Here is a 25,017-nt window from a genome sequence, read left to right as displayed (position 1 = left end):
ATTTTATTTATCTTCACCTGTTTTGTTTATTTCACTTTCAAAACCGAATTTCCATCCGGTTTCTTCTTCCACCTCGTGCACAATCTCAGCCTCCAAATCGGAGTTAATCCTTGGTAGAGACTCCTTTGATTCCATTCCGAATCTCCTTAAAAATTCTTCCGTAGTGGCAAACTGTGCCGGTCTTCCGGGAGCATCCAGTTTTCCCGCCTCATATACCAGACCGAATTCCACAAGTCTGCTTACCATATAATCCGATGAGACTCCTCTTATTTTTTCTATCTCTGCCTTTGTTATAGGCTGCTTATAGGCAATAATAGACAGAGTCTCAAGCAGGGCATCCGTAAGCACCTGTTTTTTTGGAGTCTTACAAACTTTGATAAGCTGCTCATAATACTCTGTTCTTGTGCACATCTGTACGCAATCGCCCAAATCAATTATTTGTATGCCTCTATTGTCTTTTTCATACTTTTCTTTTAAAGAGTCCAGATTCTGAATCACTTCGCTCTCCTGCATTTCAAGTGCGGCACATAATTGTCTGATTTCTACAGATGCCCCAAGTGCAAAAAGTATTGCTTCTATGGAAGCCTCCGCCTTACTCAATTTAGCCATCCAATATATCGCTAAGATCTAGCGTTTCCTCCTTCCCCTCTTCTTCCAAAGTTTCTATTTGCATTTCACCAAAGGTCTCCTCCTGTGAAAGCTGTATCTTTCCGATTTTCATAAGCTCCAATACACTTAAAAATGTAACTACAACCTCAAGCTTTGTAGCCTGCTTTTCCAAAAGCGAATAAAATGTAAACTTCCTGTGTTTTCTTGCATATTCCATTACTTCCTTTATCTTATCCTCAAGGGAAACCGGCTCTTTTTTTATAGTGCCGAAATTGCTTCTGACCTTATCTATTCGATTTTCCTTTTGCTTCATCACATTGTCAAAAACTTCTTTTAGCTTATGCAAATTTAAATCACCGAAAAGTTCATCCAAATTTACAGGCTCACTATATTCCGCCACTTCACTTGGGATACTCGGCTCTTTAAAAATCATCTTTTCGGCTTCAAAATATTTGCCGGCAAGTTCATTTGCCATCAGTTTATATTTTTTATATTCCAAAAGCCTTTCCACAAGCTCCGCCCTCGGATCGATAAATTCCTTAGTTTCCTCATCCTCTTTCGGAGGCAGAAGCATCCTTGCCTTTATATCAAGAAGTGTGGTAGCCATCACTATAAATTCACTCATCAAATCCAGATCATCCGTTTCCAAATGATTCATATAGTTTAAGTACTGCTCCGTTATACTTACGATAGGAATATCATATATATCTATTCTGTCTCTTTCTATAAGATATAAGAGTAGATCCAGCGGTCCTTCAAATCTTTCCAATTTGTATGAAATCTCCATACTCACCTCACATATATAGGTATATCTCCAAACCTTACTATTGTACCAAATTAATGTTTTTTTTGCGAGGCTTAAGATTTATCACCACTATTTCAGACATATCATTTAATCTGATATTGACACTATGTGTTCCAAGTCCGGCTCCTATTATCTGCACCATATTCCCAAGTCTTTTCATCCCCACAACCAATCTGCTGAAAAAATGAAACTGTGGTGTCATAAGCCCTATGCCTCCGGGCAATCTTATGGTACCTCCGTGAAAATGTCCTGCAAGTGCAAGATCTACCCCGCTTTCTTCATAATCCTTTATAAAAAGTGGAGAATGTGCCAGCAAAATATTAAACTTATCTCTGTCTATAGCAATATGCTCCTTTATATAACCTGTATCCATACCGCCTTTATATCTTCTGTAATAATATTTTTTCAACAAATCCAAACCGTGAACACAGATATTATCATCTATATCCAAACTGTTATTTGAAAGATATACTATGCCCATGCCCTCGATTATCTGCTTATATTGAAGATAGTTTAATCCGAATTTATTTTCACCGAGTCTTTGCTCGTGATTTCCGTTTGCATATATACATTTATATCTGCCTGAAAGCCTTTTTAAAAGCGGCAATACATTCTCTATACCAAACTTATCTTTTACGGTTATCATATCTCCGCCTATAAGTATCAAATCCGGAGATATGCTGTCTATTGCATAAAAAAGCTTTTCATTATTTTTACCGAAGCTGTTATTATGTAAATCCGTCAAAAAGACTATTTTCTTTTTAGTATCAATTTTTTTGCTTATTACATCATATTGTACTGTTTTAAAATTCTTTCTCTCATAAAAAGAACGGAGCAGCAAGGCACTACACCCCACTACTCCCAATCCTAAAATTTTAGAAAATATATTTTTCATTAAACTCCTAGCTTACCCAAACTCCGTCACTATTTAAAGTGTAGCCGTCAGGTGTGGTGGTATTTGTCAACATTTTACCATCACTTCCAAAATAATACCATAGTCCATTATATTTAAGCCATGCCGATGCATTCATAGCACCTGAATCTTCCATAAAATACCATGCACCGCTTGTATCCTGTCTCCAGCCTCTTGCCATATATCCGTTTGAATCAAACCAGTATTTTTCCCCGTTTATATTTAAAACTTCGGCTCTTGCGCTGCTTCTGTCTGATTTTATATAAAACCAATTGCCGTTACTTTCTTTCCATCCTATATCGGGAGCCATTCCCGGACCATAGTTCTCAGCTCTTATATCTGAGGTACTGATTGATTTGGGTGCTGCATCCACCTTTGCACTGTCGGCTATGGCTACCTGTGCCTGTGAAGTACTTTCAACTACAGCCTTTGTCTCCTGTTTGGCTTTTACAACAGCATTTTTTGCTCCTGTATCCTTTGAGGATATATTTACCCCGCCTGTTGTAGCAACTTCAAAGCCGTAGTCAAGCAGTGCCCTTGTATCGGCATAATGTGTGGACGGACTCTTTAATACTACCACTATCAGCCTTACGCCGTTTCTTTCGGCACAGGTGACAAGAGTATTTCCGGCACTTCTTGTATATCCCGTCTTCCCGCCTATAACTCCCGGATAATTATCGCTTCCGTTGACCATTCTATGATGCATTTTTATAGGTGTAACTTCAGCCTTAGTCTTTATCGCCGGAAAATTATATACTTTAGTACCTGCAATCACCCTGAAATCAGGATTTCTAAATGCTTCAGCTGCGATACGAGCCATATCTTTTGCTGTTGTCACATGGTTTTGATTGTTTAACCCGCTGGGATTTACAAAATTTGTATTTGTAGCTCCGATTTCTCTTGCCCTTGCATTCATCATACTTGAAAAACCTGCTATAGAACCTCCCACATACTCGGCAAGTCCGTTTGAAACCTCATTTGCCGATGCAAGCATTGTTCCGTAAAGAGCATCTCTTACACTCATTTTATCGCCTTCACTTACACCAAGTCTTGTAGCACCTGCTTCCAAATTGGTAGTGGCAGCCCTTGAAAATACAACTGTGTCATTCAAATTTGCCTGCTCTAAAACAATCAAAGTGGTCATTATCTTTGTGATGGATGCGGGATAAAACTGCCTGTCTCCGTTTTTTTCATACAAAAACTCACCCGTGTTTGCATTATAAACCGCCGCTCCCTGTGATTTTATATCAGGGGGAATGGCTGCATGTGTTACCATAGCGTATTCCGATGAAAAACTTATCATGCCTATAGACAATAGTATAGATAAGCCACCGGCAACTAATTTTTTAATTTTCATCTTTTCTTCCTACTTTATTATTTTACTTTACGGTTCATATTTGATGTCATAGATTTAGAATGAACTCTTATGATTTAATACTCTAACTTATTAATATTATATCACATTTATTACACATAAGTATTACATAAACCTTACATAGCAATGATTTTATACTAAACTATACCAATTTAGTAAAGTATATAAATAATAGTTTAAGAAAAATGCAATGAATAATTAATAAAAAAGAGCAAAATCGCTCTGCGATTCCGCCCTTTAAATTTTTTATTTCATATCCTCTGTCAGCTCATGCATAATATCTTTTACATATTCAAGCCCCGTAGCTCTATAAGCATTGGAACCGCAAAAAAGCAATGCATGATTTTCATCCGAATTTGCAGCAGAGCAAAGTGCATCTGTTATACAATACGGTATGGTCTTTCTGTCACAGATTGAATGTGATAAGCAATTATGGCAATGCCTTATAGGTATAGGGCCCGACTTTAATCTGTCCATAAAATCATTTCTGATAGCTCTTCCCGGCATACCTACAGGTGATTTTGTAATAACTATGTCCTCTTCCTTTGCGTTTATATAGGTCTGCTTATAGTCATCCGGAGCATCGCATTCATAGGTGGTCACAAATCTTGTACCCATCTGCACTCCGTCAGCACCAAGGCTTATAACATGTGCTATATCCTCCCTTGTATATATGCCTCCTGCCACAAATACCGGAATTTTTTTTCCGAATTTTTCTTCATATATTCGTACTTCTTCTATGATTTCCTTTATCTCGGCATCATACTTTTCCCTCTTATAATTCCTGCTTGCCATAGTATCGGCTCCCAGCTCATGAAGTTCATCATAGGAAAATCCCAAATGTCCTCCTGCAAGCGGACCTTCTATAACTATTGCATCCGCCGTGGTCTTATACTTTCTGTCCCACATTTTTAAAATGACCTTGGCACTTTTTCTGCCTGAGACTATCGGCGCTATACAGGTTCTTTTTTCATTATCGCTGATTTCCTGAGCTTTTTGTACAAGTTCGGGTAAATCCACCGGCAGTCCGGCTCCCGATATAATTATATCGGCTCCCGCTTTTACAGCCTCTATTACATAGTCGGCATATTTATTTGTTGCCACCATTATATTAAAGCCTATAAAGGGTTTATAATTTTTTAATTTGTCTATAAAACCTGCGGCCTGCTCTGAAACCTTAAAACTGTTTTCAAATACTTGTACAGCCAAATCTCTGGCTTTTTGAAGTTCCGTCTTTATAGCACGAAGATTTGCAACTATCGGATTTTTATAAAAATCATCTTCTCTAAAGCCTATTTGTGCTGTGGATATGATGCCCATTCCACCATTGCCTGCTACATGTGCCGCCAAAGATGAAAGACTGATACCTACTCCCATACCTCCCTGAACGATCGGATAGAGTAAACTTCTGTCACCTATTTTTAAGAATTCCATATTTCCCTTTCATAGCTGTTTAAAACTTTCTGAACCTGTTATATCTGTCCTCTGCTATCTCAGCTTTTGATTTTGAAGTATATTTCTCAAAAAAATCATCAATATTTGAGGTCAAATCCTCCACTACCGTATCCATACCGTCCACCGTCAGAGGTATATCTTCTTTTATAACTCTGTCTATAACTCCCAGAGCGAAAAGTTCCTTTGATGTGATCTTCATTACCTCGGCAGCCTCTTTGCTCTTTTTTGCATCCTTATACAATATGGATGCAAAGCCCTCCGGTGAAAGTATTGAATATATCGAATGCTCCATCATCCAGACTTCATTTGCAACAGCAAGCGCAAGCGCACCGCCTGAACCTCCCTCTCCTATTACCAGTGAGAGTATCGGCACTGTAATATCGCTCATTTCAAATAATGCACGGGCAATAGCCTCAGCCTGCCCCTTTTCCTCAGCCTCTATACCGCAGAATGCTCCCGGGGTATCCACTATACATATAATAGGCATATCAAACTTTTTTGCATGCTTCATAAGCCTTAAAGCCTTACGGTATCCACAGGGGTTCGGCATTCCGAAGTTTCTTATCTTATTTTCCTTTAGATTCTTACCCTTTTGCTGTGCCACCACCACAACAGGTCTGCCATAATAATTGGCAATACCTCCAATGATAGCCCCGTCATCTCCAGATAATCTGTCTCCATGCATTTCCAAAAAGAAACTGAACAATCTGTCGATATAGTCTTTTGCCGTAGGTCTGTCAGGTCTTCTTGATAAAACCACACTGTCCCAGGCGCTCTTAGGTTCTTTTACCTTCTGATGCTTTTCCTTTTTATTTTCTACACTGTCATCTTTACTCTCTATACGACTTACTTTCTTAAAACCGGAGGTATGTGCTCTTAAGATTCTCTTTAAAACACTTCTTTGTTCCGTTCTTTCAACTATCGCATCTATAAAACCGTGTTCAAGTAAAAACTCCGCACTTTGAAAACCTTCAGGGAGCTTCGCACCGATGGTCTGCGCTATTACTCTTGGACCTGCAAAGCCTATAAGCGCCTTCGGTTCTGCAAGTATTATATCTCCAAGCATTGCAAAGGATGCACTCACTCCTCCCATAGTAGGATCTGTAAGAAAACTTATAAAGAGCTGACCTGCTTCATGATGCCTTTTTAGAGCGGCTGAGGTCTTTGCCATCTGCATAAGTGAAATAAGCCCCTCCTGCATTCTGGCACCTCCCGAGCATGAGAAAATAACAATCGGCATTTTCTCCTTTGTAGCATTTTCTATAGCAGCCGTTATCTTTTCACCCACAACTCTTCCCATGGATGACATCATAAACCTTGCATCACATACGGCTATGGCAATTCTTACATTGCCTATTGTAGCTTCTCCGGTAACCACAGCTTCATTAAGCTTGCACTTTTGTCTTTCTTCTTCAAGCTTGATTTCATAATCCGGAAAATCAAGAGGATTTGATATGGGCATTGTCTTATTCCACTCGATGAAGCTTCCGTCATCCACCAGCATCTCTATTCTTCTGTATGCATGAACTCTAAAATATCCGCCACATTTCGGACAGGTATAAAGATTTGCCTTTACATCCTCTGCAAAAATAGGCTCTTTACAGATTCTGCATTTTTTCCAAAGCCCTTTTGGAATATCTATCTTTTCGCTTTCCGGCTCTATTTTTGCATATGTCTTTTTAAACATATTTCTAAACATGACAACACCTCAAAACTTTCATCGCTACATTTTAAACTGTTTTTCAATAAATGAAGTATCTATATCAGCCTCTATAAAATATGGATTATTTATTATCTCATAATTAAAGTCGATATTTGTATCCACACCCTCTATTACAATCTCACCTAGAGCGGATCTCATCTTTGCAATAGCTTCCTGTCTTGACTTGCCGTGTACAATAAGCTTTAGAAGCATTGAATCATAGAAAGGAGATACTGTATAATCATCATATATATGTGTATCCACCCTGACTCCGTTTCCTCCCGGCAAATGCATACTTGTTATTCTTCCCGGAGAAGGTGCAAAGTTCTTTTCAGGATTTTCAGCATTTATTCTACATTCTATAGAATGACCTTCTATTCTCACATCCTTTTGTGTAATGGAAAGCTTTTCGCCCGCCGCCACTTTTATCTGCTCCTTTATAAGATCCATTCCTGTGATCATCTCTGTAACCGGATGTTCCACCTGTATTCTTGTATTCATTTCCATAAAATAAAAATTCTTATTTTTGTCTACAAGAAATTCTATAGTTCCGGCATTTTCATAGCCTGCAGCCCTTGCAGCATTTACAGCCGCCATTCCCATCTTTCCTCTAAGCTCTTCATCAAGAAATACCGAAGGTGCCTCCTCCAAAACTTTTTGATGTCTTCTTTGTATGGAGCAATCTCTCTCCCCAAGATGGATTACATTGCCATGGCTGTCAGCCATAATCTGAAACTCTATATGTCTCGGTCTTTCAATATATTTTTCAATATACATGGAATCATCGGAAAATCCTTTAAGTGCCTCAGCCTTTGCAGTCATAAAGTTTTCCGCAAAATCATTCTCACCTCTTGATATTCTCATTCCTTTTCCGCCACCGCCGAGTGCGGCTTTTATCATTACCGGAAATCCTATTGTTTTTGCAAGACTTAAGGCTTCACCAACTTCCTTTACACTTCCGTCAGTACCCGGTATTACGGGAATATTTGCCTTTTGCATAGTTATTCTTGCCTCTGATTTATCCCCAAGCTTTGCAATGGTTTCAGACTTAGGTCCGATAAATTTTATACCCACCTCGCTGCAAAGTCTTGCAAATTTTTCATTCTCTGAAAGAAAGCCGAATCCCGGATGAATAGCCTCCGCACCTGTTGTAATAGCTGCACTGAGTATTCTTTCCATATCAAGATAGCTCTTGATTGCCGGCGCCGGCCCTATACAAACAGCCTCATCCGCAAGCATGGTATGTAAGCTGTCTCTATCCGCCTCGGAATATACGGCAACACTCATAATACCCATCTCTCTAAGTGCTCTGATGATTCTGACTGCAATTTCTCCTCTGTTTGCTATCAATACTTTTCTAAACATTTATTCTCCAATGATAAAGGTAAGTTCGGCATCCACCGCAATCTCACCGTCCACACTTGCTATAGCTTTTCCTATTCCTATTCTTCCCTTTGACCTGATTATCTCACAGGATAATTTAAGCTTATCTCCGGGAACTACTTTTCTTTTAAATTTAGCAGAATTTATAGCTCCGAAATATGCGGTCTTACCCTTGTTTTCAGGCAATGAGAGTATTGCAACCGCTCCTGTCTGTGCAAGCGCTTCTATCATAAGCACACCCGGCATTACAGGCTCCTGTGGGAAATGCCCCAAAAACTGCGGCTCATTATATGTAATACATTTATATCCTACGCTTTTTTTACCCGGCTCCAATTCCTCAATGCAGTCAATCAGCAAAAAAGGATGCCTATGAGGTATTATTTCCTGAATTTCCTTGATTCCCAACATAAATATTCCTTTTATCAATACTATGATTATTCCAATATAAACAGTGGCTGTCCAAACTCTACCACATCCTCATCCTTAACCAGGATTTCCTTTATAACTCCGTCAAAGTCGCTTTCCAGCTCATTCATAAGCTTCATAGCCTCGATAATACCTATTACCTGCCCTTTTTTAACTCTGTCTCCGACATTTACAAAGCTTGGGGCATCCGGTGAAGGTGCACTGTAGAATGTACCTACAAGAGGTGATGTAACCGTATGCCCGGAAACCTTGGTGTTTTCTTTTTCACTTACCGCCTCAAAGCTTACACTTTGCAGTACCGGGGCAGACTGAATCTCACCTGTAACAAACTTTTTTTTGTTCTTTTTTATAACAATCTTTTCTGAATCTGTAGCATAGTTTAATGAATCAACATCATTCTTACTTACTGTTTCTATCAGCTTTATAATTTCATCTATCTGCATAGTACTACTCCACGAATTTTTTTATAACTATACTTGCATTGTGACCGCCAAAACCAAGCGAATTGCTGATGGTTCCTGTTACCTTGGCATCTCTTGACTCGGTCAAAAAGTCCAAATCGCATTCAGGATCCTTATTTATAAGTCCCACATTCTTATGGATGAAACCATCCTCTATAGACTTCACACATACAATTGCCTCTACTGCACCGGCAGCACCCAGCAAATGTCCTACCATTGACTTTGTAGAGCTTATTCCCACTTTATATGCATGCTCTCCCAAAGCAGTTTTTATAGCCTTTGTTTCAAACAGATCATTGTGATGTGTACCTGTACCATGTGCATTTACATAGTCAATATCCTCAGGCTTCATACCTGCATCATTTATTGCAAGCTCCATGGCTTTTGCAGCTCCGGAACCGTCCTCGGCAGGTGATGTTATATGGAAGGCATCACATGTTGCACCATATCCTGCCATCTCGGCATATATATGCGCTCCCCTTTTTTTTGCATGCTCAAGCTCCTCTAAGATAAGTACTCCCGCACCCTCTCCCATAATAAAGCCGTTTCTGTCCTGATCAAAAGGTATTGATGCTCTGTCAGGATCATCTACAGTGTTTAATGCGGTAAGTGAAGTAAATCCGGCAACACCTATAGGAGTTATAGAGCTCTCGGCTCCACCGGCAAGCATAACATCAGCCTCACCGTAAACAATGGATCTGAAAGCCTCACCTATACAATTTGTTCCTGTAGCACAGGCTGTTACTACATTTATATTCTTTCCCTTACATCCGAAAGCAATGGCAACATTTCCCGCAGCCATATTTGAAATCATCATAGGTACCAAAAGAGGTGCCACTCTACCTGGGCCCTTTTCCAAAAGCTTGCCGTATTCCTTTTCCATTGATTGGAGTGAACCTATTCCCGATCCTACCGCAACACCCACCATATAAGGATCTTCATTTGCTATATCAAGCTTTGCATCTTCCATAGCCTCCTTTGCCGCAGCTACTGCAAACTGTGAAAATTGCTCCATTCTTCTGGCGGATTTCGGGTCCATATAATTTTTGGCATCAAAGCCCTTTACCTCGGCAGCCAGCTTCGCCTTATAATCTGTGGTATCAAAGTATGTTATCGGTCCAATACCATGTACACCTTCCTTTATATTTTTCCAAAAATCATTGACATTCAGACCTATAGGAGTGATAGCTCCCATACCTGTAATAACAACCCTTCTTCTCATAGTCACCTCATTTTTTCACTAAACTGCTTACATACTCATTCCGCCATCTATTTTGATGACCTGACCTGTAATATATCTGCCCTCTTCTCCGGCTAAATATGCTACCATATTGGCGATATCCTCCGCCTCACCTTGATATCCCAGCGGGATAAATGAATTTATCTTTGCCTTTGCATCCTCCGGCATGGCATCTGTCATATCTGTTCTTATATATCCCGGCGCTATCGCATTTACAGTTATATTTCTGCCTGCCATCTCTCTTGCCGCAGTCTTTGTCATACCGATGACTCCCGCCTTTGATGCCGCATAATTTATCTGACCTGCATTACCCATAACACCGCTTACAGAAGAAATATTTATTATTCTTCCGCTTCTTTTCTTTATCATATACTTTGAAACCGCCTGCATGGTATTAAAAGTACCCTTAAGATTGGTAGCTATTACCACATCAAAGTCTTCCGGTTTCATTCTCATCATTATATTATCTTTTGTAATTCCGGCATTGTTTACCAATATATCAATAGCACCCTCTTTTGAAATAATATTTTCAATCATCTCCTTTGTGCTGTCATAATCCGATATATTACATTGGCAAAGCAAAGCCTTTCCGCCATTATCTTCTATCTCTTTTGCCACAGCATTTGCAGCCTCTTTGGATGCCGCATAATTTACATATACAAGTGCACCGTCAGCGGCAAGTTTTTTTGCTATAGCCGCACCTATACCTCTGCCCGCACCTGTTACCAATGCTGTCTTGCCTTCTAATCTTTTCATTTTGCCTCCAAAATCTGACTACAAACTTTTTCAATATCCTCATATTCTTCAATATTGAATATTTTTACATCGGCATCAATTTTTTTAACAAAGCCCGCCATTGTCTTTCCGGGACCGATTTCCACAAAGGTATCCACTCCCCATTCAATCATTTTTCTAATGCTCTGTTCCAAATGTACGCTTCCCGATACCTGCTCTATCAAATTTTTCCTTATATCATTCTTATCTGTGACAATCTCTGCATTGATATTTGCCACATAAGGTATCCGTATATCTTTTATTTCGATATCATCAAGTGCTTTTCCCAGTTTGTCACCGGCTTCTTTCATCAGTCCTGAATGAAAAGCTCCGCTTACCTTTAACGGCAATACTCTCTTTGCACCGGCTTCCTTTAATTTTTCACCGGCAAGAGCCACAGCCTCCACGGTTCCTGATATTACAGTCTGACCGGGGCAATTATAATTTGCCACCCAACACCCCTCTATATCATCCACTATGGCTTTAATAGTCTCATTTGAAAGTGAGAGCACCGCACTCATGGCACCGCCTTTTATTTCAGACATATACCGACCTCTTTTATTCACTATGGCAATTGCATCAGTTTCATTTATTGCACCGCTAAGATACAGTGCTTCATACTCTCCAAGGCTCAGCCCTGCACATATATCAGCCTTCAGCCCTGTTTTTTCTATAGCCTTTAACATGGCAATTCCTGTTGCCACCATGGCTATCTGTGTAAATCTGGTATTATTTAATTCATCATTTTCCTTAAAAATCAGATCACATGCATCTATTCCCGTGACCGTTTTGACACTGTCAAAAACCGCCCTTGAATCCGCATCATTTTCATAAAAACTTTTGCCCATATTTTGTTTTTGAGCTCCCTGTCCCGGGAATAAAAATGCTATCTTCATATTTATACCAAGCTCCCTGCATTCTTTAAAAGATTACCTGCCTCAGCTATTATCTCATCAATTATTTCTTTTGCACTTTGCTTTTTATTTATAAGTCCTGCTATCTGACCTGCCATAACGGTTCCGTTTACGGTATCACCTTCCATTACAGCTTTTCTGAGAGTTCCAAGAGTCAGATACTCCAGTTCCTCAAAGCTCTTTCCCTCAGCCTCAAGCTTAGTGTACTCTCTGGTCATTGCATTTCTAAGACATCTTACCGGATGTCCGTGGCTTCTTCCTGTAACAGCCGAGTCTATATCCTTTGCAGCTATTACCCTGTCTTTATAGTTTTCATGCACTATGGACTCATTTGCCACTACAAATCTTGTACCTATCTGTACCGCCTTTGCACCAAGCATAAGCGCAGCCGCCAGACCTCTGCCGTCAGCAATACCTCCTGCAGCAATTACAGGTATATCTATAGCATCCGCTACCTGAGGTACCAAGGTCATAGTGGTAGCCTCGCCTATATGTCCGCCGCTTTCAGTACCCTCGGCAACCACTGCATCGGCTCCGCATCTTTCCATTCTCCTTGCAAGTGCAACACTTGCAACGACCGGAATTACAACTATTCCGGCTTCCTTCCACATTTTCATGTACTTTTCAGGAGAACCTGCACCGGTAGTAACTACCTTTATACCTTCTTCCACCACTACTTTGGCGATTTCTTCCGCATGTGGCGACATAAGCATTACATTTACTCCAAAAGGCTTATCTGTAAGCTTTCTCGCCCCTCTTATCTCATTCCTTATGACATCAGCCGGCGCATTCGCTCCGCCGATTAAACCAAGACCTCCTGCGGCACTTACAGCGGCTGCCAGGTTATGCTCGGCAACCCATGCCATACCGCCTTGAATTATCGGATATTCTACACCTAATAACTTTGTTATATCTGTTTGCATTAATTTCCTCTGCCTTTTTAAGAAAACGCCTAAAGAAGGCGTTTTTTATTTTTATAAATTGTCTACGCCCTTATCCTTAAGGTAATTTACCACATCACCTACAGTTAAAAGCTTCTCTAAATCCTCAGAAGGTATTTCAACACCGTAATTGTCCTCAAGTGCCATTACCATCTCGAAAAGGTCAAGTGAATCCGCATTCAAATCATCCTTAAAGCTTGACTCCAGGCTGATTTCTGATGCATCGATATTTAGCTGCTCTGCAATAATTGATTTCATTTTCTCTGACATAATTTTCTCCATTCTTTAAGCCCAAGGCTTTTTATTTTTTATATATAAGTTGTAAATAATTACAATCTTAATACACAACTTCCCCAGGTTAAACCTGCTCCGAATCCGCATAACAAAATCAAATCTCCCTTTTTTGCTATGCCCTTTTTTATCACCTCATCCAGCAGTAAAGGTACACTTCCGGCTGAAGTATTTCCTGTGTTTTCAAGATTATGCGGCAGTTTTTCAAGAGGTATATCCAGCTTTTTTGATACTGCCTCAAGTATCCTTAAATTTGCCTGATGTAAAAGATATACATCTATATCATCCTTATGTACTCCTGCCTTTTTAATCGCATTCTCAATGCTTTGAGGCACTGTTCTGACAGTAAATTTAAAGACTTCCTGTCCGTCCATTCTTATATACCTGTCATCACCATAGGAATTGTCATATAGTGCAAACCCCTTACTTCCGTCGGCTCCGATATCAAAACTTAAGAATCCCTCTTCTATATCCGATCTTTTAAGTACCGCCGCTCCCACACCGTCACCAAACAGTACACAGGTGGTTCTGTCGGTCCAGTCCATTTCTCTTGAGAGTACATCTCCGCCGATAACAAGAGCATGCTCTATATCCAAAGTGTTCATCATGGAATATGCAATACTCAGTGCATATATAAATCCCGAACATGCTGAACTTACATCCATACATGCACAGTCCTTTGCTCCCAAAAGCGGTTGCAATTCACAAGCGGTATTTGGAAGTCTCTTATCCTGAGTAGATGTTCCCACTATTATAAGTCCCAAATCTTCGCCCTTAATATTTGCGGCTTTTAATGCATCTCTTCCCGCTTCAAACGCCAGACTTACAAGGTTCTCATTCTCACCTATAATATGTCTTTGTTTGATACCTGTCCTTTGACTGATCCATTCATCACTTGTATCTACGATTTTACTAAGATCATCATTTGTTAAAATCTTAGACGGCAGTTTTGAGCCGGTTCCTGCAAGTGCTATCTTCATCTTCTATAAGCCCTTTCATAAGACTTTCATCAAAGCAAAAAAATACTTTGATACTCAAAGTATTTTAATTTTGCAATAGAACTTTGTCAAGTGTTTTAGAGCATGATATGATTTTTTTAAGTATTTTATTCTCTTCCATAAGCTATTAAAGCATCATTTTGTCTTACACCTAAGGATAAGGTATAGTATAAAACCCGGGCATCAAACTCCGCCCTGACTTCTTGCAGGATATTCCCTTCAATATCTTTTAAAATCCCAAGCAATTCACCTTTTTTTACATTATCACTTTTTTTAACATGTGGATACCACAGCCCCTCACTCCTTGCTTCCACATATTCAGCCTTCACTATTTCTTTTTGATTTTTATTTATACTTATATCATAACCTTCTTTTAATATTCCTAGCATCTCCATAAGCCTGTAAAGATCTTCTTTTTCAGCAAGTACATCAGCCTCACTCCATAGACCTTTAGAACCTCTTTCATAAAGCATTGCGGGAATTTCTTTCTTTGCGGCATAGCTGTAGAGACCGTTATTTGCATACGAACCCACTCTAAAATCCACATTCATTCTTGAGGCTATATCTCCTACATAGCTTTTTATCTCCTCTCCCGAAGCGTATGGAAAAAATATAAGAGGTGTAAGGCTTTCATTTATATCTCCACCATGCAAATCCACTATAAAATCAGCCAATGGATATAAATATTTTTCCACATCATGGGCAATTTTTTGAGTAATGCTGCCTTCCTTATCTCCCGGAAATTCTCTGTTTAAATTTTTTCCGTCCACTGTGGAGATTTGCTTTACACCATTATAAAATCCGTCCGTATTCAAAATAGGGCAAATAATAATATTTCCTGACATTTTCTTTGGATTAAGCTCATTTATAAGCCTTAGTGAAGTCTCTATTCCGACATACTCACAACCATGTACTCCGGCTGTTATTACAAGAGTTTTACCTTCATTTTTACCACAAAAAATCACACCGCTTATCTGACCGGTTTTAAACTTTTTCTTCTCTCCTTTTTTTATTAAAATTTCTCCTATTTTCACAAATTTAACCTTTCCTGATGATAATTAATCGTTATGCTTATATTAACACAGTTAGCTGTTGCTAACCATATTTATCTTAATAATTTAATTATTCTTTAATTAATTACAGATAAAATGTCATGTATTTCTTTTATTTTTATAATAACTCTCTCTGATGTTTTATTAAAAAATATTGAAAAAAATATTAACAAGTAGTATCTTTACATATACAACAATTTAACATAGAAAGAAAGAGAGGAATTTTCTATGGCAACATTTATGATTGGTCTTGTTATCCTCATCGTAGGTGGATTTATTATGGGACGCCTTTGTGACCATGTTTTCCAGCCTGATGACAGAGAAACACCCGCCTTTTCCAGACAGGACGGCGTTGACTATGTTCCTATGCCAACATGGAAAAATGCTTTAATCAACCTGCTCAATATCGCAGGTACCGGACCTATCCTTGGACCGATCCAGGGTATCTTATTCGGACCTATTGCACTCCTTACAATACCGATAGGTAATGTAATCGGCGGTGCGGTTCACGATTATTTTGCCGGAATGATTTGTACCAGAGACGGTGGTGCTCAAATGCCTGAAATGGTTCGTAAATATACCAATAAAACAGTATTCTGGATATATGATGCATTTGTATGCTTATTGCTTCTATTGGTAGGTACCGTATTCATTTATACACCGGGTGATATAGCCGCAACTCAGGTTTTTGGTTTCAGCGGTACTCCTACAGAGGTTTCAACCTGGGTTATTTATGGAGTTATTTTCATCTATTACTTGGTTGCAACAGTATTCCCTATCGATAAGATTATAGGAAGAGTATATCCTATATTCGGTGCAATCCTTGTATTCTCGGCAATCGGTGTATTTGCCGCAATGGTTATTTTCCATTATCCGCTTGTAGAGGTTTGGGGTGATTGGGCAACAACTTCATTTGACTATGCCGCATACTTCAAAGCGGGACATTTTGTTCCGATTTTCTTTGTTACTGTAGCCTGCGGTATCCTTTCAGGATTCCACTCATCTCAGACAGCTCTTGTTGCGCGTACAATAAAGAGTGAAAAAGACGGTCGTATGACTTTCTACAATATGATGGTTGTTGAGGGCTTTATCGCAATGGTATGGGCTGCCGGTACAATGGCATTGATTCAGTTTACAGCTGCAAACGGCGGTATCACAATGCAACTTAGTGATAAGGGCGTATGGCAGTATATGATTCAAAAGGGTGGAGAGTTGGTTGCTATTTCTCCTACCAGTGTTGTCGGTGTACTTTGCAGAAAGGCACTCGGTCCTGTAGGTGGAGCGGTTGCACTTATCGGTATTATTATACTACCTGTTACTTCAGGAGATACAGCGCTTCGTGCACTCAGACTTACAATTGCGGATACATTCCACATCAAGCAGGATAATAATCCTCGTAGACTTAGCCTTGCATTACCTATTTTTATTATAGTAGGCGGAATTCTTGTTTGGGCAAAGGTTGATCCTAAGGGATTTAATATCTTATGGAGATATTTTGCATGGTCAAACCAGACAATGGCACTCTTCCCTCTTGCTGCGGCAAGCATTTATCTGATTATACATAACAAAGTAAAATGGGCGTGGATGACTCTCATCCCCGGAGTGTTCTACACATATATTTGTGCCTGCTATATCTTAAATGCAAAGCTTGGCTTTGGACAAAGCTGGGGTGTTGCTTATATAGGCGGTGCAGTTGTTGCTGCTGTTTATGCAGTTCTTATTCTTTGGAGAGGTAAAAAAGGCGGTACCACTCCTGCAGATCCGGCATAATAAATTATTGCTACTCCCAAGACAGTTGTAATATAATACTGTCTTGGGAGTTTTTTAGAATTGTCGTTTTTTATGAAACAATTCTATACCTTTGAGGTAAATATATTTACCCGTAAATCAATAAAAATAAACAGAGGATACTATGGAAATTTTAGAATTTTTAAAACAGGAAAATATATCAGATAAAATAATTTCAGAAATAATTTCATTTCGCAAGTTTTATAAGCTTGAAAAGGAAGAAGAACAAAGGATTCCAAAAGAGTCCTATCTCTACTATGGAAAAGAAATCTGGGAGGAGGCGGCTACAGCGATAATCGCAGGTGAAAATATTTTACTGGACGGCGCAAAGGCTACAGGAAAAAATGTACTGGCTGAGAATCTTGCCACAGCCTTTGCTCGTCCCGAATGGGATATATCGCTTTATATAAATACCGATGCGTCATCCCTTATAGGTTCGGATACCTTTGAGAATGGAGAAGTAAAATTAAGAAAAGGCCCTGTATTAAATTGCGCAATAAAGGGCGGCTTTGGTGTACTGGATGAAATAAATATGGCAAAAAACGAATCCCTTGCCGTACTTCATGCGGTGCTTGACTTTAGGCGTGTTATCGATTTACCCGGATATGACAGGATAAATCTCCATGAAGCTACCAGATTTATCGGTACCATGAACTATGGATATGCCGGTACAAGGGAGATGAATGAAGCACTTGCATCCAGATTTATGGTACTTCATATGCCTGTTATAACAGGTGAAAACCTTGGCAAACTTATAAAGGATAAATACCCTACATTAAAACCCGAGTATATCTCACAGTTCACCTCTCTTTTTGATGAAATAAGGAAAAAGGGAGAAGGTGGCGAAATATCCACAAGAAGTCTTGATTTAAGAGGTCTTATCTCATGTATAGGTATGATGAAAAAAGGTCTAAATGTAACAAAGGCGCTTGAAATGGGACTTATCAATAAATGCTTTGATGAATATGAAAGACAGCTGGTGCTGGATATTGTAAATGCCAGATTGCCAAAGAGCCTTCCCGGGGAGAATATTTTTTCATGATTTTAACAGAATTTGAAAAAAAGAGGGCTGCAAATATGATTTGGAATGCAGCCGGAAATTATAATGTTTCTGTCGGTTTTCGTATGTATGATGATAATGCAAAAGCTGATTTATATTGGAATACGATACTTGGAAGCAGCTATGCTCATTTTGACTGGAAAAAGCTGAAAGAATTTTATAATACCTTTCATGAAACAGTCGGTCAGGGTACCTATGAGGCATTATTTTGGATTGCACTTGAAAATACCACCTTTGAAAAGGAAAAAGATAAAAGACCGGGGCTTTTACTTTTGCGAACAGAATATTGCAAAAAAAAGCTTCGTGAATTTATGCCAAGTATAGCAGAAAGCAGAGAGGGATGGATACTTGAAGGACATTATAAAACATCCATAGGAGAGGACAGCGGACTTCCAGATCTTGTGGACAGAAAGCTTCTTGATGAGCTGGAAATCCCAGGGGATGTTGATACGGAAGGCTTTATAAAAAGTCTTTCATCCACTTTGGCAAAGTATTTTACCTATCTTCCGGGAGTCGGTGCACATGGACAAAAACGAAAGTTTAAAATACCCATACCAAGACTCTTCTTTGGAAAAAAAGCCGGAGTATCGAGTGAAATATCAGGTGCAAAAAAACTTGTTGTAGGTTATGTCGAAAATCAAGGAGGTTCTGATACCTCAGCTTTTGAAACCGACTCCGAAAAATTCAACCGAGTCACGGAGGAAGGCCTTAGAAAATATATCAGCAGTTATTTCGGCAAATCCATATATGATGATAAAACTTCCGAAAAAATTCAAAGAGAATGTTGTACCGGCAATCACTTAGGTACTCGAATATTTTTTACAAGAGGTGAGGATGAAGAAAAAGTCACGGGCTTTGCCGCCAAAATGAGAAAAGAAATGAAAAAGCAGCATGAGAAAAATGAAGCTGCATTCTTTTCAAATATGAAAATAAATAATGCTGCAATTTCTGAGCTTACTCATAGAATAAAAAACGCTCTTCTTACACAGCTGGAGCCTACCGCCGTCTGCTCAAAGACCGGAAAACTTAAACCTTCTCTTGTATGGAAGGCTCTATATCTTAATAACAATAAGATCTTTGAAAAACAGATCTCTGAGGGCAGCGGTAATATCAGTGTCGATATTTTACTTGACGCCTCCGCCTCACAGATACATCGTATGGATACAGTTTCCGCACAGGGATATATCATTGCCAAAGCTCTTGATAACTGCCATGTTCCTGTAAGAGTGTGGGGATATTCATCTATGAACGGATATACTGTAATGAATCTTTATCGCAATTATAGTGAAAGCTCAAAAAACAAAGAAATATTCAGATTCTTTACTACAGGTGCAAATAGAGACGGTTTGGCTCTAAATGCCATATTATGTCAGATGAGAGAAAATACAGCCACCCATAGAGTGGTAATCTGGCTTACCGATGTCAAACCCAATGATATAATGGAGGTAAGCCAAAAATCCACCAACTACAGTGGGGATATTGCAATAGAGGATATGACCGAGCTTGTTCATAGAGCTAAACTGGAAAATATCTATGTACTCTGCGCCTTTACCGGTGATGATGCCGATATACCGAATGTTCAAAAAATCTTTGGCAGAAGTTTTGTAAAAGTAAAATCGCTTGATAATTTTGCATCTTTGGTCGGAGATATGATACAGGCGGAAATAAGGAGAATGTAAAAAGGGTGAGGCAACCGCCTCACCCCAATTAGTCCAACTTCTCTGCAACATTACCCAGATATTTTTGACTGTCTATGTCATAATTCACAATCTTTGGCTTTTCATCAGCAAATGATCCGCCGATACCGTAATACTTTTCAAAGAAAGATTTCAGCTTATCAATAACTGTCTGTTTTTTAGCAGCTCGACTTCCACCCCCAAAACGAGATACTGCCGGCATAAGCTTATCAATTTCCGTACCTGTAGTCTTGATTTCACCGTCACGAAATGCATTTTCAATGAACTTCCTGGTTTCGATTCCTTTAAGCTTTTCTTCATCAATAATCTGAAGAAGCTCTTCTTCTCGATTTTTATTTACATAATCACTCCATTCAGCCATAATGTCATCAACATCATTGATTCCTGAAATAAAATTCTCAATAAGAAGCTTTTTACTACGAAGCTCAGGACTTGAATCAATAGCCTTTTTAATTGTAATAAGAACCTCTTTATCTTCACAATGACTGTCATGATATTTATTAACCAGCATAAGAATATAATCAATATTTATTTCTATCTGCTTGATAAGCTCAACTTCAAATACAATATCATCAATAATATCAGTGCTTTCACCCTTTTTTCGCTTTTCATTCCATTCATCACGCAAATCCTGATATCTTCCAAGATAATCCTGGAAATCTCGCTCAGTAATTATTTCTTGACCGGCGAATTCGTCAAATGCAGATAATATATTTCTCATACGAAGAATAGCACCAAATAAAGCAATAAAATCCTTCTGATTCTGCTCACCTATGATTCTAGGCTCTGAAAGCGGAAACTTTGATATAAGTTCTTCTATCATGTCCACATATCCGGTATATAATTTACCGTCTACGCCCTCATAGCCATAGTAATAATCTTTGAATCCCTTCATCAAAACAATACCGCCTGCATTTTTATCACCAAAAAGAGAAATGGCAGTGTCTACTCTCTTTTGAAGATTTCTAAAACAAATAATATTTCCAAAGGTCTTAATAGAATTCAAAATTCTGTTTGTTCTTGAAAATGCCTGAATCAGTCCATGCATTTTGAGGTTCTTATCTGCCCATAATGTATTTAATGTGGTTGCATCAAAACCTGTAAGGAACATATTTACAACAATAAGTAAATCAAGCTCCTTGTTTTTCATGCGAAGTGAAACATCCTTATAATAATTTTGAAATTTGTCACTGTCTGTCGAATAATTCGTATGAAACATCTCATTATAGTCTTTAATAGCATCTTCCAAAAAATCTCTTGATGATTTATCCAGTGCAGATGTATCCTCTGAGTTCTCCTCATCAAGAATCCCACCTATCACTCCGTCATAGTCATCCTCATTTGCACCATAACTATAGATAGTGGCAATACGTAATTTCTTAGTCGGATCCGCTTCCATCTGCTTCTTAAATTCTTGGTAGTATAATTTTGCCATAGGAACAGAAGCCACAGCAAAAATCGAGTTAAATCCGCTCACTCTTTGTTTTTGCTTTATCTCTTCTACCGCACCCTTTTTGCCTGATGCAACATCTGAAATATTGGTAAGTGTATTATAAATATAAGTCTTGTCACCTCGATATGTTTTTCTGTCAAAGTTATTTAATATATATTCGGTAATAAGTCTTATCCTTTCAGGTGCCATCATAGCCTTTTCACGTGCAATATCCCACACCTGCTCATCATTTATATCCTCCCCTAAATCCATTGTCTTGACGTAGTCTACCCTAAACGGTAGTACATTCTTATCATTAATTGCATCCACTATCGTATATGTATGAAGTTGATCTCCAAATGTCTGCTCAGTTGTAAAAAACTGCGATTTACGAACACCTCCGGTGTTTGCAGGGAAAATAGGAGTTCCTGTAAATCCGAATAAATGGTACTTTTTAAAGCTTTTTACAATAGCTGCATGCATATCACCAAACTGGCTTCTATGACATTCATCAAATATAATAACTACATGCTTATTGTAGACTTCATGTTCTTTATTTTTCTTGATAAAAGTCGCAAGTTTCTGAATGGTGGTAATAATAATATGTGCATTGCTGTCTTCCAACTGCTTCTTTAGTATTGCTGTAGAAGTATTACTATTTGCCGCACCTTTCTCAAAGCGGTCATATTCCTTCATTGTCTGATAGTCAAGGTCTTTACGGTCAACAACAAACAATACCTTATCTATATAAGGCAGTAATGAAGCTTGCCTTGCAGTCTTAAATGATGTAAGTGTCTTACCTGAGCCTGTTGTATGCCATATATATCCTCCACCGGCTACATCACCATATTTTTTATAGTTATTAGCTATATCAATACGATTTAAAATACGCTCAGTAGCAGTAATCTGATACGGTCTCATTACCATGAGCATATTTTCAGATGTGAAGATACAATACTTTGTAATAATATTGAGAATAGTATGCTTTGCAAAGAATGTTCTTGTAAAATCAATCAAATCAGGAATAACTCTATTGTTTGCATCTGCCCAAAAAGAAGTAAATTCAAAACTGTTACTTGTTTTACCCTTTTTTGAAATAGCTGCGGCATTGATATCTTTGATTGCATTGAATCTGGTACTGTTTGAATAATACTTTGTATTTGTGCCGTTAGATATAACAAAAATCTGTGTATATTCAAACAAACCGCTTCCTGCCCAAAACGAATCTCTTTGATATCTGTTAATCTGATTGAATGCTTCTCGAATAGCCACTCCTCTTCGCTTTAATTCTATATGTACCAGAGGAAAGCCGTTCACAAGGACAGAAACATCATATCTGTTATCACGCTTTGCACCTTGTGCAGTACCTATTACATATTGGTTGATAACCTGTAAAAAATTATTATGTATATTTTTCTTATCAATAAGAGTAATATTCTTTGTACTTCCGTCATCACGCTTTAATACCTGAATATTGTCTTCTTGAATTTTACGAGTTTTTTCTACAATTCCCTCATTTTGATTCGCAATACACTCTTTAAAAAATCTGTTCCACTCATCTTGTGAGAAATTATAGTTATTAAGTTTTTCAAGTTGACAACGAAGATTATTAATCAAATCATTTTCTTTATGTATTTTAAGGTATTCATATCCCTGTTCAGTAAGCATACGAATAAATTCTTTTTCCAATGCTGCTTCAGATTGATAATTTCCGGAGCGTGTTTTTACCGGTTCATATTCTGTAATAACTGTATTTTCTGTCGTCTGTGCGATAATATTAAAATATGACACAGCACTTTCCTCCTTTACTTAAAATCAAGTAATTTATCTCTATAATATTCATATTGTTTTTTACGGGCTTCTATTTCAGCCGGAAGTCCACTTGTAATATCATTGCATAGTGAATCGAATCTATCTAAGATAGATACTATTCGGGATTGCTCTTCTAATGATGGTATATATAATATATATTCCATAATGGCATCTTTATTTCCTCTCGGCATTTTAGCCCCTTTAGAATATTGATTATTGTATTCGAAAAAATCTTCGGATGATAAATAGTAATATAAAAATTTGGGAATGATAATATCAATACATCCTCTAATAACCAAAACATCTCCATTTGTTCCACCTGTATTATCGGCTAACCATATTTTTCTTAAATATGGTCTAATATTACCAATTAAAACATCTCCACTTTTATACTGTGTCAACCTTCCTGTTTTAGGAACACAATTGGATAGTGTTTTCCCTTTTTTATTTTGAAGTAAATTATCTACTCCGACATATGTATTTTCATCTACATCATTTGCATTAACTCTATCTTTAGAATATTCTGCAATGTATTTTAATTTAACAGGTGCATATCCAAACACATATTGAATAAGTTTAATTACTGTCTGTCTGTCTGTCTGTCTGTCTGTCTGTCTGTCTGTCTGTCTGTCTGTCTGTCTGTCTGTTAAGATTGTGCTTCCTGTTTCAGCAAATGTCAACAATACATCTCTATAGTACTCATACTGTTTTTTACGAGCTTCAATCTCAGCAGGAAGTCCTATATTAAGGTCATTGCAAATCTTCTCAAAGTTATCCAGAACATCAGCATAACGTTCCTGCACTTCAAGTGTTGGCAAAGGAATTCTTATCTGTTCAATAGATGAAACATTTGAATGTACTACCTTACTCTTAACTTTTCCCTTGCTTTTTTGTTCTCTCGCCATTGAAGTATTTAAAACATGTGCAAGATATCTTGGATTTTGATTATGTTTCATTACAACTATATCCCCACCCGCCAGACATTTATCATGCCCTATATATGCTATAGATTTTGATATATCTTCAACACTTTCTCCTGTTATTGCAAACAAAATATCTCCATGCTCGAAATATTTCGGAGAGGAAACATACTCTTCTTTAGTATGTGATACACACTCATCAAACCAAGTATTATAAGTTGTATATATTTCTCCATATCTGACACATGGTTCTCCATCTTCTGTAACTTGATCACGTTTTATTCCTGTTCCTCTATAAATAGAACAGGCAATCTCTTTTAAAGTTACCATTGGAATACTTTTATGTGGTTTTAACAGTTCATCTCTATAATATTCATACTGTTTTTTACGAGCTGTAAGCTCTGCTGTAAGCTCTGCTGTAAGCTCTGCTGTAAGCAACGTAAAAGAGTCCAAAATACGGACTATTTCACGTTGTACCTCCAAAGGAGGTACAGGAACTTTTAAGTTCTCTATACTTCCAGCCTTAATATAGCCTTGACTTGAAGCATTCTTCTTTGTTACTAAAGAGTTCTTGATTGACGCTGACGTTATATAATAATAGAAATACTTAGTATCAATTAAATTCTTATTTAATCTAACCAAATATAAGTTTTGTCCATAAAATTTTATATTATCATCTACTATACATACTTCGCCAATAGTACCAATCATTGTTACTAAGATATCTCCTACTAATATACTTCTGTTAGATGATATATTTTTATAGTCCTCTTCTGATATATAACTAACATTTGTAAAATCTATCTTACCATTTCTTACATTTTTTGATGTGATATATGGTACGCCACTTTCAATATAATTTGGTGTAGCAGGCATTAACCAGAAACTATCTATTTTTATATCATTAGTACTTAATCTATCAACCCCATTCGGGCATAATTCTTTTATAAGTTTATCCAACTTGCTCAT

21 protein-coding genes are annotated in these 25,017 nt (G+C 38.0%); 3 read left to right on the top strand and 18 right to left on the bottom strand.

Going from position 1 to position 25,017, the window contains the following annotated elements; all coding sequences use genetic code 11:
- Positions 1-3: 3 nt before the first annotated feature.
- The 16 genes from scpB to J4O15_RS06140 all read right to left on the bottom strand — a co-directional run bounded on the left by scpB (position 4) and on the right by J4O15_RS06140 (position 15,321).
- A complete protein-coding gene (gene scpB, locus J4O15_RS06215; RefSeq protein WP_208100079.1) occupies positions 4-609 on the bottom strand; it encodes an SMC-Scp complex subunit ScpB in 606 nt (201 codons plus the stop codon).
- Positions 602-1,396: a segregation and condensation protein A gene (locus tag J4O15_RS06210; protein WP_009220459.1), complete on the bottom strand. Its 795-nt coding sequence runs from the start codon at positions 1,394-1,396 to the stop codon at positions 602-604. Before J4O15_RS06210 ends, scpB begins: the two co-directional genes overlap by 8 nt.
- Before the next feature lie 37 nt (positions 1,397-1,433).
- A complete protein-coding gene (locus tag J4O15_RS06205; RefSeq protein ID WP_208100078.1) occupies positions 1,434-2,309 on the bottom strand; it encodes a metallophosphoesterase in 876 nt (291 codons plus the stop codon).
- 7 nt (positions 2,310-2,316) lie between these two features.
- On the bottom strand, positions 2,317-3,684 hold the full coding sequence (locus J4O15_RS06200; protein WP_208100077.1) for a serine hydrolase: 1,368 nt from the start codon (positions 3,682-3,684) through the stop codon (positions 2,317-2,319).
- Between the two features lie 264 nt (positions 3,685-3,948).
- Positions 3,949-5,136, bottom strand: a complete 1,188-nt coding sequence (locus J4O15_RS06195; RefSeq protein WP_208100076.1) for an NAD(P)H-dependent flavin oxidoreductase — start codon at positions 5,134-5,136, stop codon at positions 3,949-3,951.
- Positions 5,137-5,155: 19 nt separating this feature from the next.
- Positions 5,156-6,856 carry an acetyl-CoA carboxylase, carboxyltransferase subunit beta gene (gene accD / locus J4O15_RS06190; RefSeq protein WP_208100075.1) on the bottom strand — a complete coding sequence of 567 codons (1,701 nt, stop codon included), beginning with the start codon at positions 6,854-6,856 and terminating at the stop codon, positions 5,156-5,158.
- Positions 6,857-6,880: 24 nt separating this feature from the next.
- Entirely contained in the window at positions 6,881-8,224 is a 1,344-nt protein-coding gene (locus J4O15_RS06185; protein ID WP_009220454.1) for an acetyl-CoA carboxylase biotin carboxylase subunit, read from the bottom strand.
- Positions 8,225-8,650 carry a 3-hydroxyacyl-ACP dehydratase FabZ gene (fabZ, locus tag J4O15_RS06180; protein ID WP_208100074.1) on the bottom strand — a complete coding sequence of 142 codons (426 nt, stop codon included), beginning with the start codon at positions 8,648-8,650 and terminating at the stop codon, positions 8,225-8,227. It lies immediately after the preceding gene.
- A 26-nt stretch (positions 8,651-8,676) separates the two neighbouring features.
- A complete protein-coding gene (accB, locus tag J4O15_RS06175) occupies positions 8,677-9,111 on the bottom strand; it encodes an acetyl-CoA carboxylase biotin carboxyl carrier protein (protein ID WP_208100073.1) in 435 nt (144 codons plus the stop codon).
- 4 nt (positions 9,112-9,115) lie between these two features.
- Positions 9,116-10,351: a beta-ketoacyl-ACP synthase II gene (gene fabF, locus J4O15_RS06170; RefSeq protein WP_208100072.1), complete on the bottom strand. Its 1,236-nt coding sequence runs from the start codon at positions 10,349-10,351 to the stop codon at positions 9,116-9,118.
- A gap of 27 nt (positions 10,352-10,378) precedes the next feature.
- The gene (gene fabG / locus J4O15_RS06165; RefSeq protein WP_009220450.1) at positions 10,379-11,125 is read right to left on the bottom strand and encodes a 3-oxoacyl-[acyl-carrier-protein] reductase; all 747 of its coding nucleotides are present in this window, start codon (positions 11,123-11,125) and stop codon (positions 10,379-10,381) included.
- The gene (gene fabD, locus J4O15_RS06160; RefSeq protein ID WP_208100071.1) at positions 11,122-12,039 is read right to left on the bottom strand and encodes an ACP S-malonyltransferase; all 918 of its coding nucleotides are present in this window, start codon (positions 12,037-12,039) and stop codon (positions 11,122-11,124) included. The genes fabG and fabD overlap by 4 nt, the downstream gene beginning before the upstream one ends.
- Before the next feature lie 2 nt (positions 12,040-12,041).
- The gene (gene fabK, locus J4O15_RS06155; RefSeq protein ID WP_009220448.1) at positions 12,042-12,980 is read right to left on the bottom strand and encodes an enoyl-[acyl-carrier-protein] reductase FabK; all 939 of its coding nucleotides are present in this window, start codon (positions 12,978-12,980) and stop codon (positions 12,042-12,044) included.
- A 51-nt stretch (positions 12,981-13,031) separates the two neighbouring features.
- Positions 13,032-13,268, bottom strand: coding sequence for an acyl carrier protein (gene acpP / locus J4O15_RS06150; RefSeq protein WP_009220447.1), 237 nt, complete (start codon positions 13,266-13,268; stop codon positions 13,032-13,034).
- A 59-nt stretch (positions 13,269-13,327) separates the two neighbouring features.
- Entirely contained in the window at positions 13,328-14,269 is a 942-nt protein-coding gene (locus tag J4O15_RS06145) for a beta-ketoacyl-ACP synthase III (RefSeq protein ID WP_009220446.1), read from the bottom strand.
- Between the two features lie 125 nt (positions 14,270-14,394).
- Positions 14,395-15,321 carry a succinylglutamate desuccinylase/aspartoacylase domain-containing protein gene (locus J4O15_RS06140; RefSeq protein ID WP_208100070.1) on the bottom strand — a complete coding sequence of 309 codons (927 nt, stop codon included), beginning with the start codon at positions 15,319-15,321 and terminating at the stop codon, positions 14,395-14,397.
- Between the two features lie 246 nt (positions 15,322-15,567).
- Between J4O15_RS06140 and J4O15_RS06135 the strand changes: the two genes are divergently transcribed.
- The 3 genes from J4O15_RS06135 (at position 15,568) to J4O15_RS06125 (ending at position 19,866) form a co-directional block, all read left to right on the top strand.
- On the top strand, positions 15,568-17,109 hold the full coding sequence (locus tag J4O15_RS06135; RefSeq protein ID WP_208100069.1) for a carbon starvation CstA family protein: 1,542 nt from the start codon (positions 15,568-15,570) through the stop codon (positions 17,107-17,109).
- A gap of 142 nt (positions 17,110-17,251) precedes the next feature.
- Positions 17,252-18,169: an AAA family ATPase gene (locus tag J4O15_RS06130; RefSeq protein WP_009220443.1), complete on the top strand. Its 918-nt coding sequence runs from the start codon at positions 17,252-17,254 to the stop codon at positions 18,167-18,169.
- Positions 18,166-19,866, top strand: a complete 1,701-nt coding sequence (locus J4O15_RS06125) for a hypothetical protein (RefSeq protein ID WP_208100068.1) — start codon at positions 18,166-18,168, stop codon at positions 19,864-19,866. Before J4O15_RS06130 ends, J4O15_RS06125 begins: the two co-directional genes overlap by 4 nt.
- 28 nt (positions 19,867-19,894) lie before the next feature.
- Here the strand turns inward: J4O15_RS06125 and J4O15_RS06120 are convergent, their stop codons facing one another.
- Together J4O15_RS06120 and J4O15_RS06115 are read right to left on the bottom strand one after the other, a co-directional pair.
- Entirely contained in the window at positions 19,895-23,107 is a 3,213-nt protein-coding gene (locus J4O15_RS06120; RefSeq protein WP_208100067.1) for a type I restriction endonuclease subunit R, read from the bottom strand.
- A 14-nt stretch (positions 23,108-23,121) separates the two neighbouring features.
- Positions 23,122-25,017, bottom strand: coding sequence for a restriction endonuclease subunit S (locus J4O15_RS06115; protein WP_208100066.1), 1,896 nt, complete (start codon positions 25,015-25,017; stop codon positions 23,122-23,124).

The organism is Lachnoanaerobaculum sp. Marseille-Q4761, from assembly GCF_017565785.1.
Lineage (GTDB): Bacteria > Bacillota > Clostridia > Lachnospirales > Lachnospiraceae > Lachnoanaerobaculum.
Note: the sequence above shows the minus strand (reverse complement) of the source record. Positions and strands in the feature narration are given on the sequence as shown.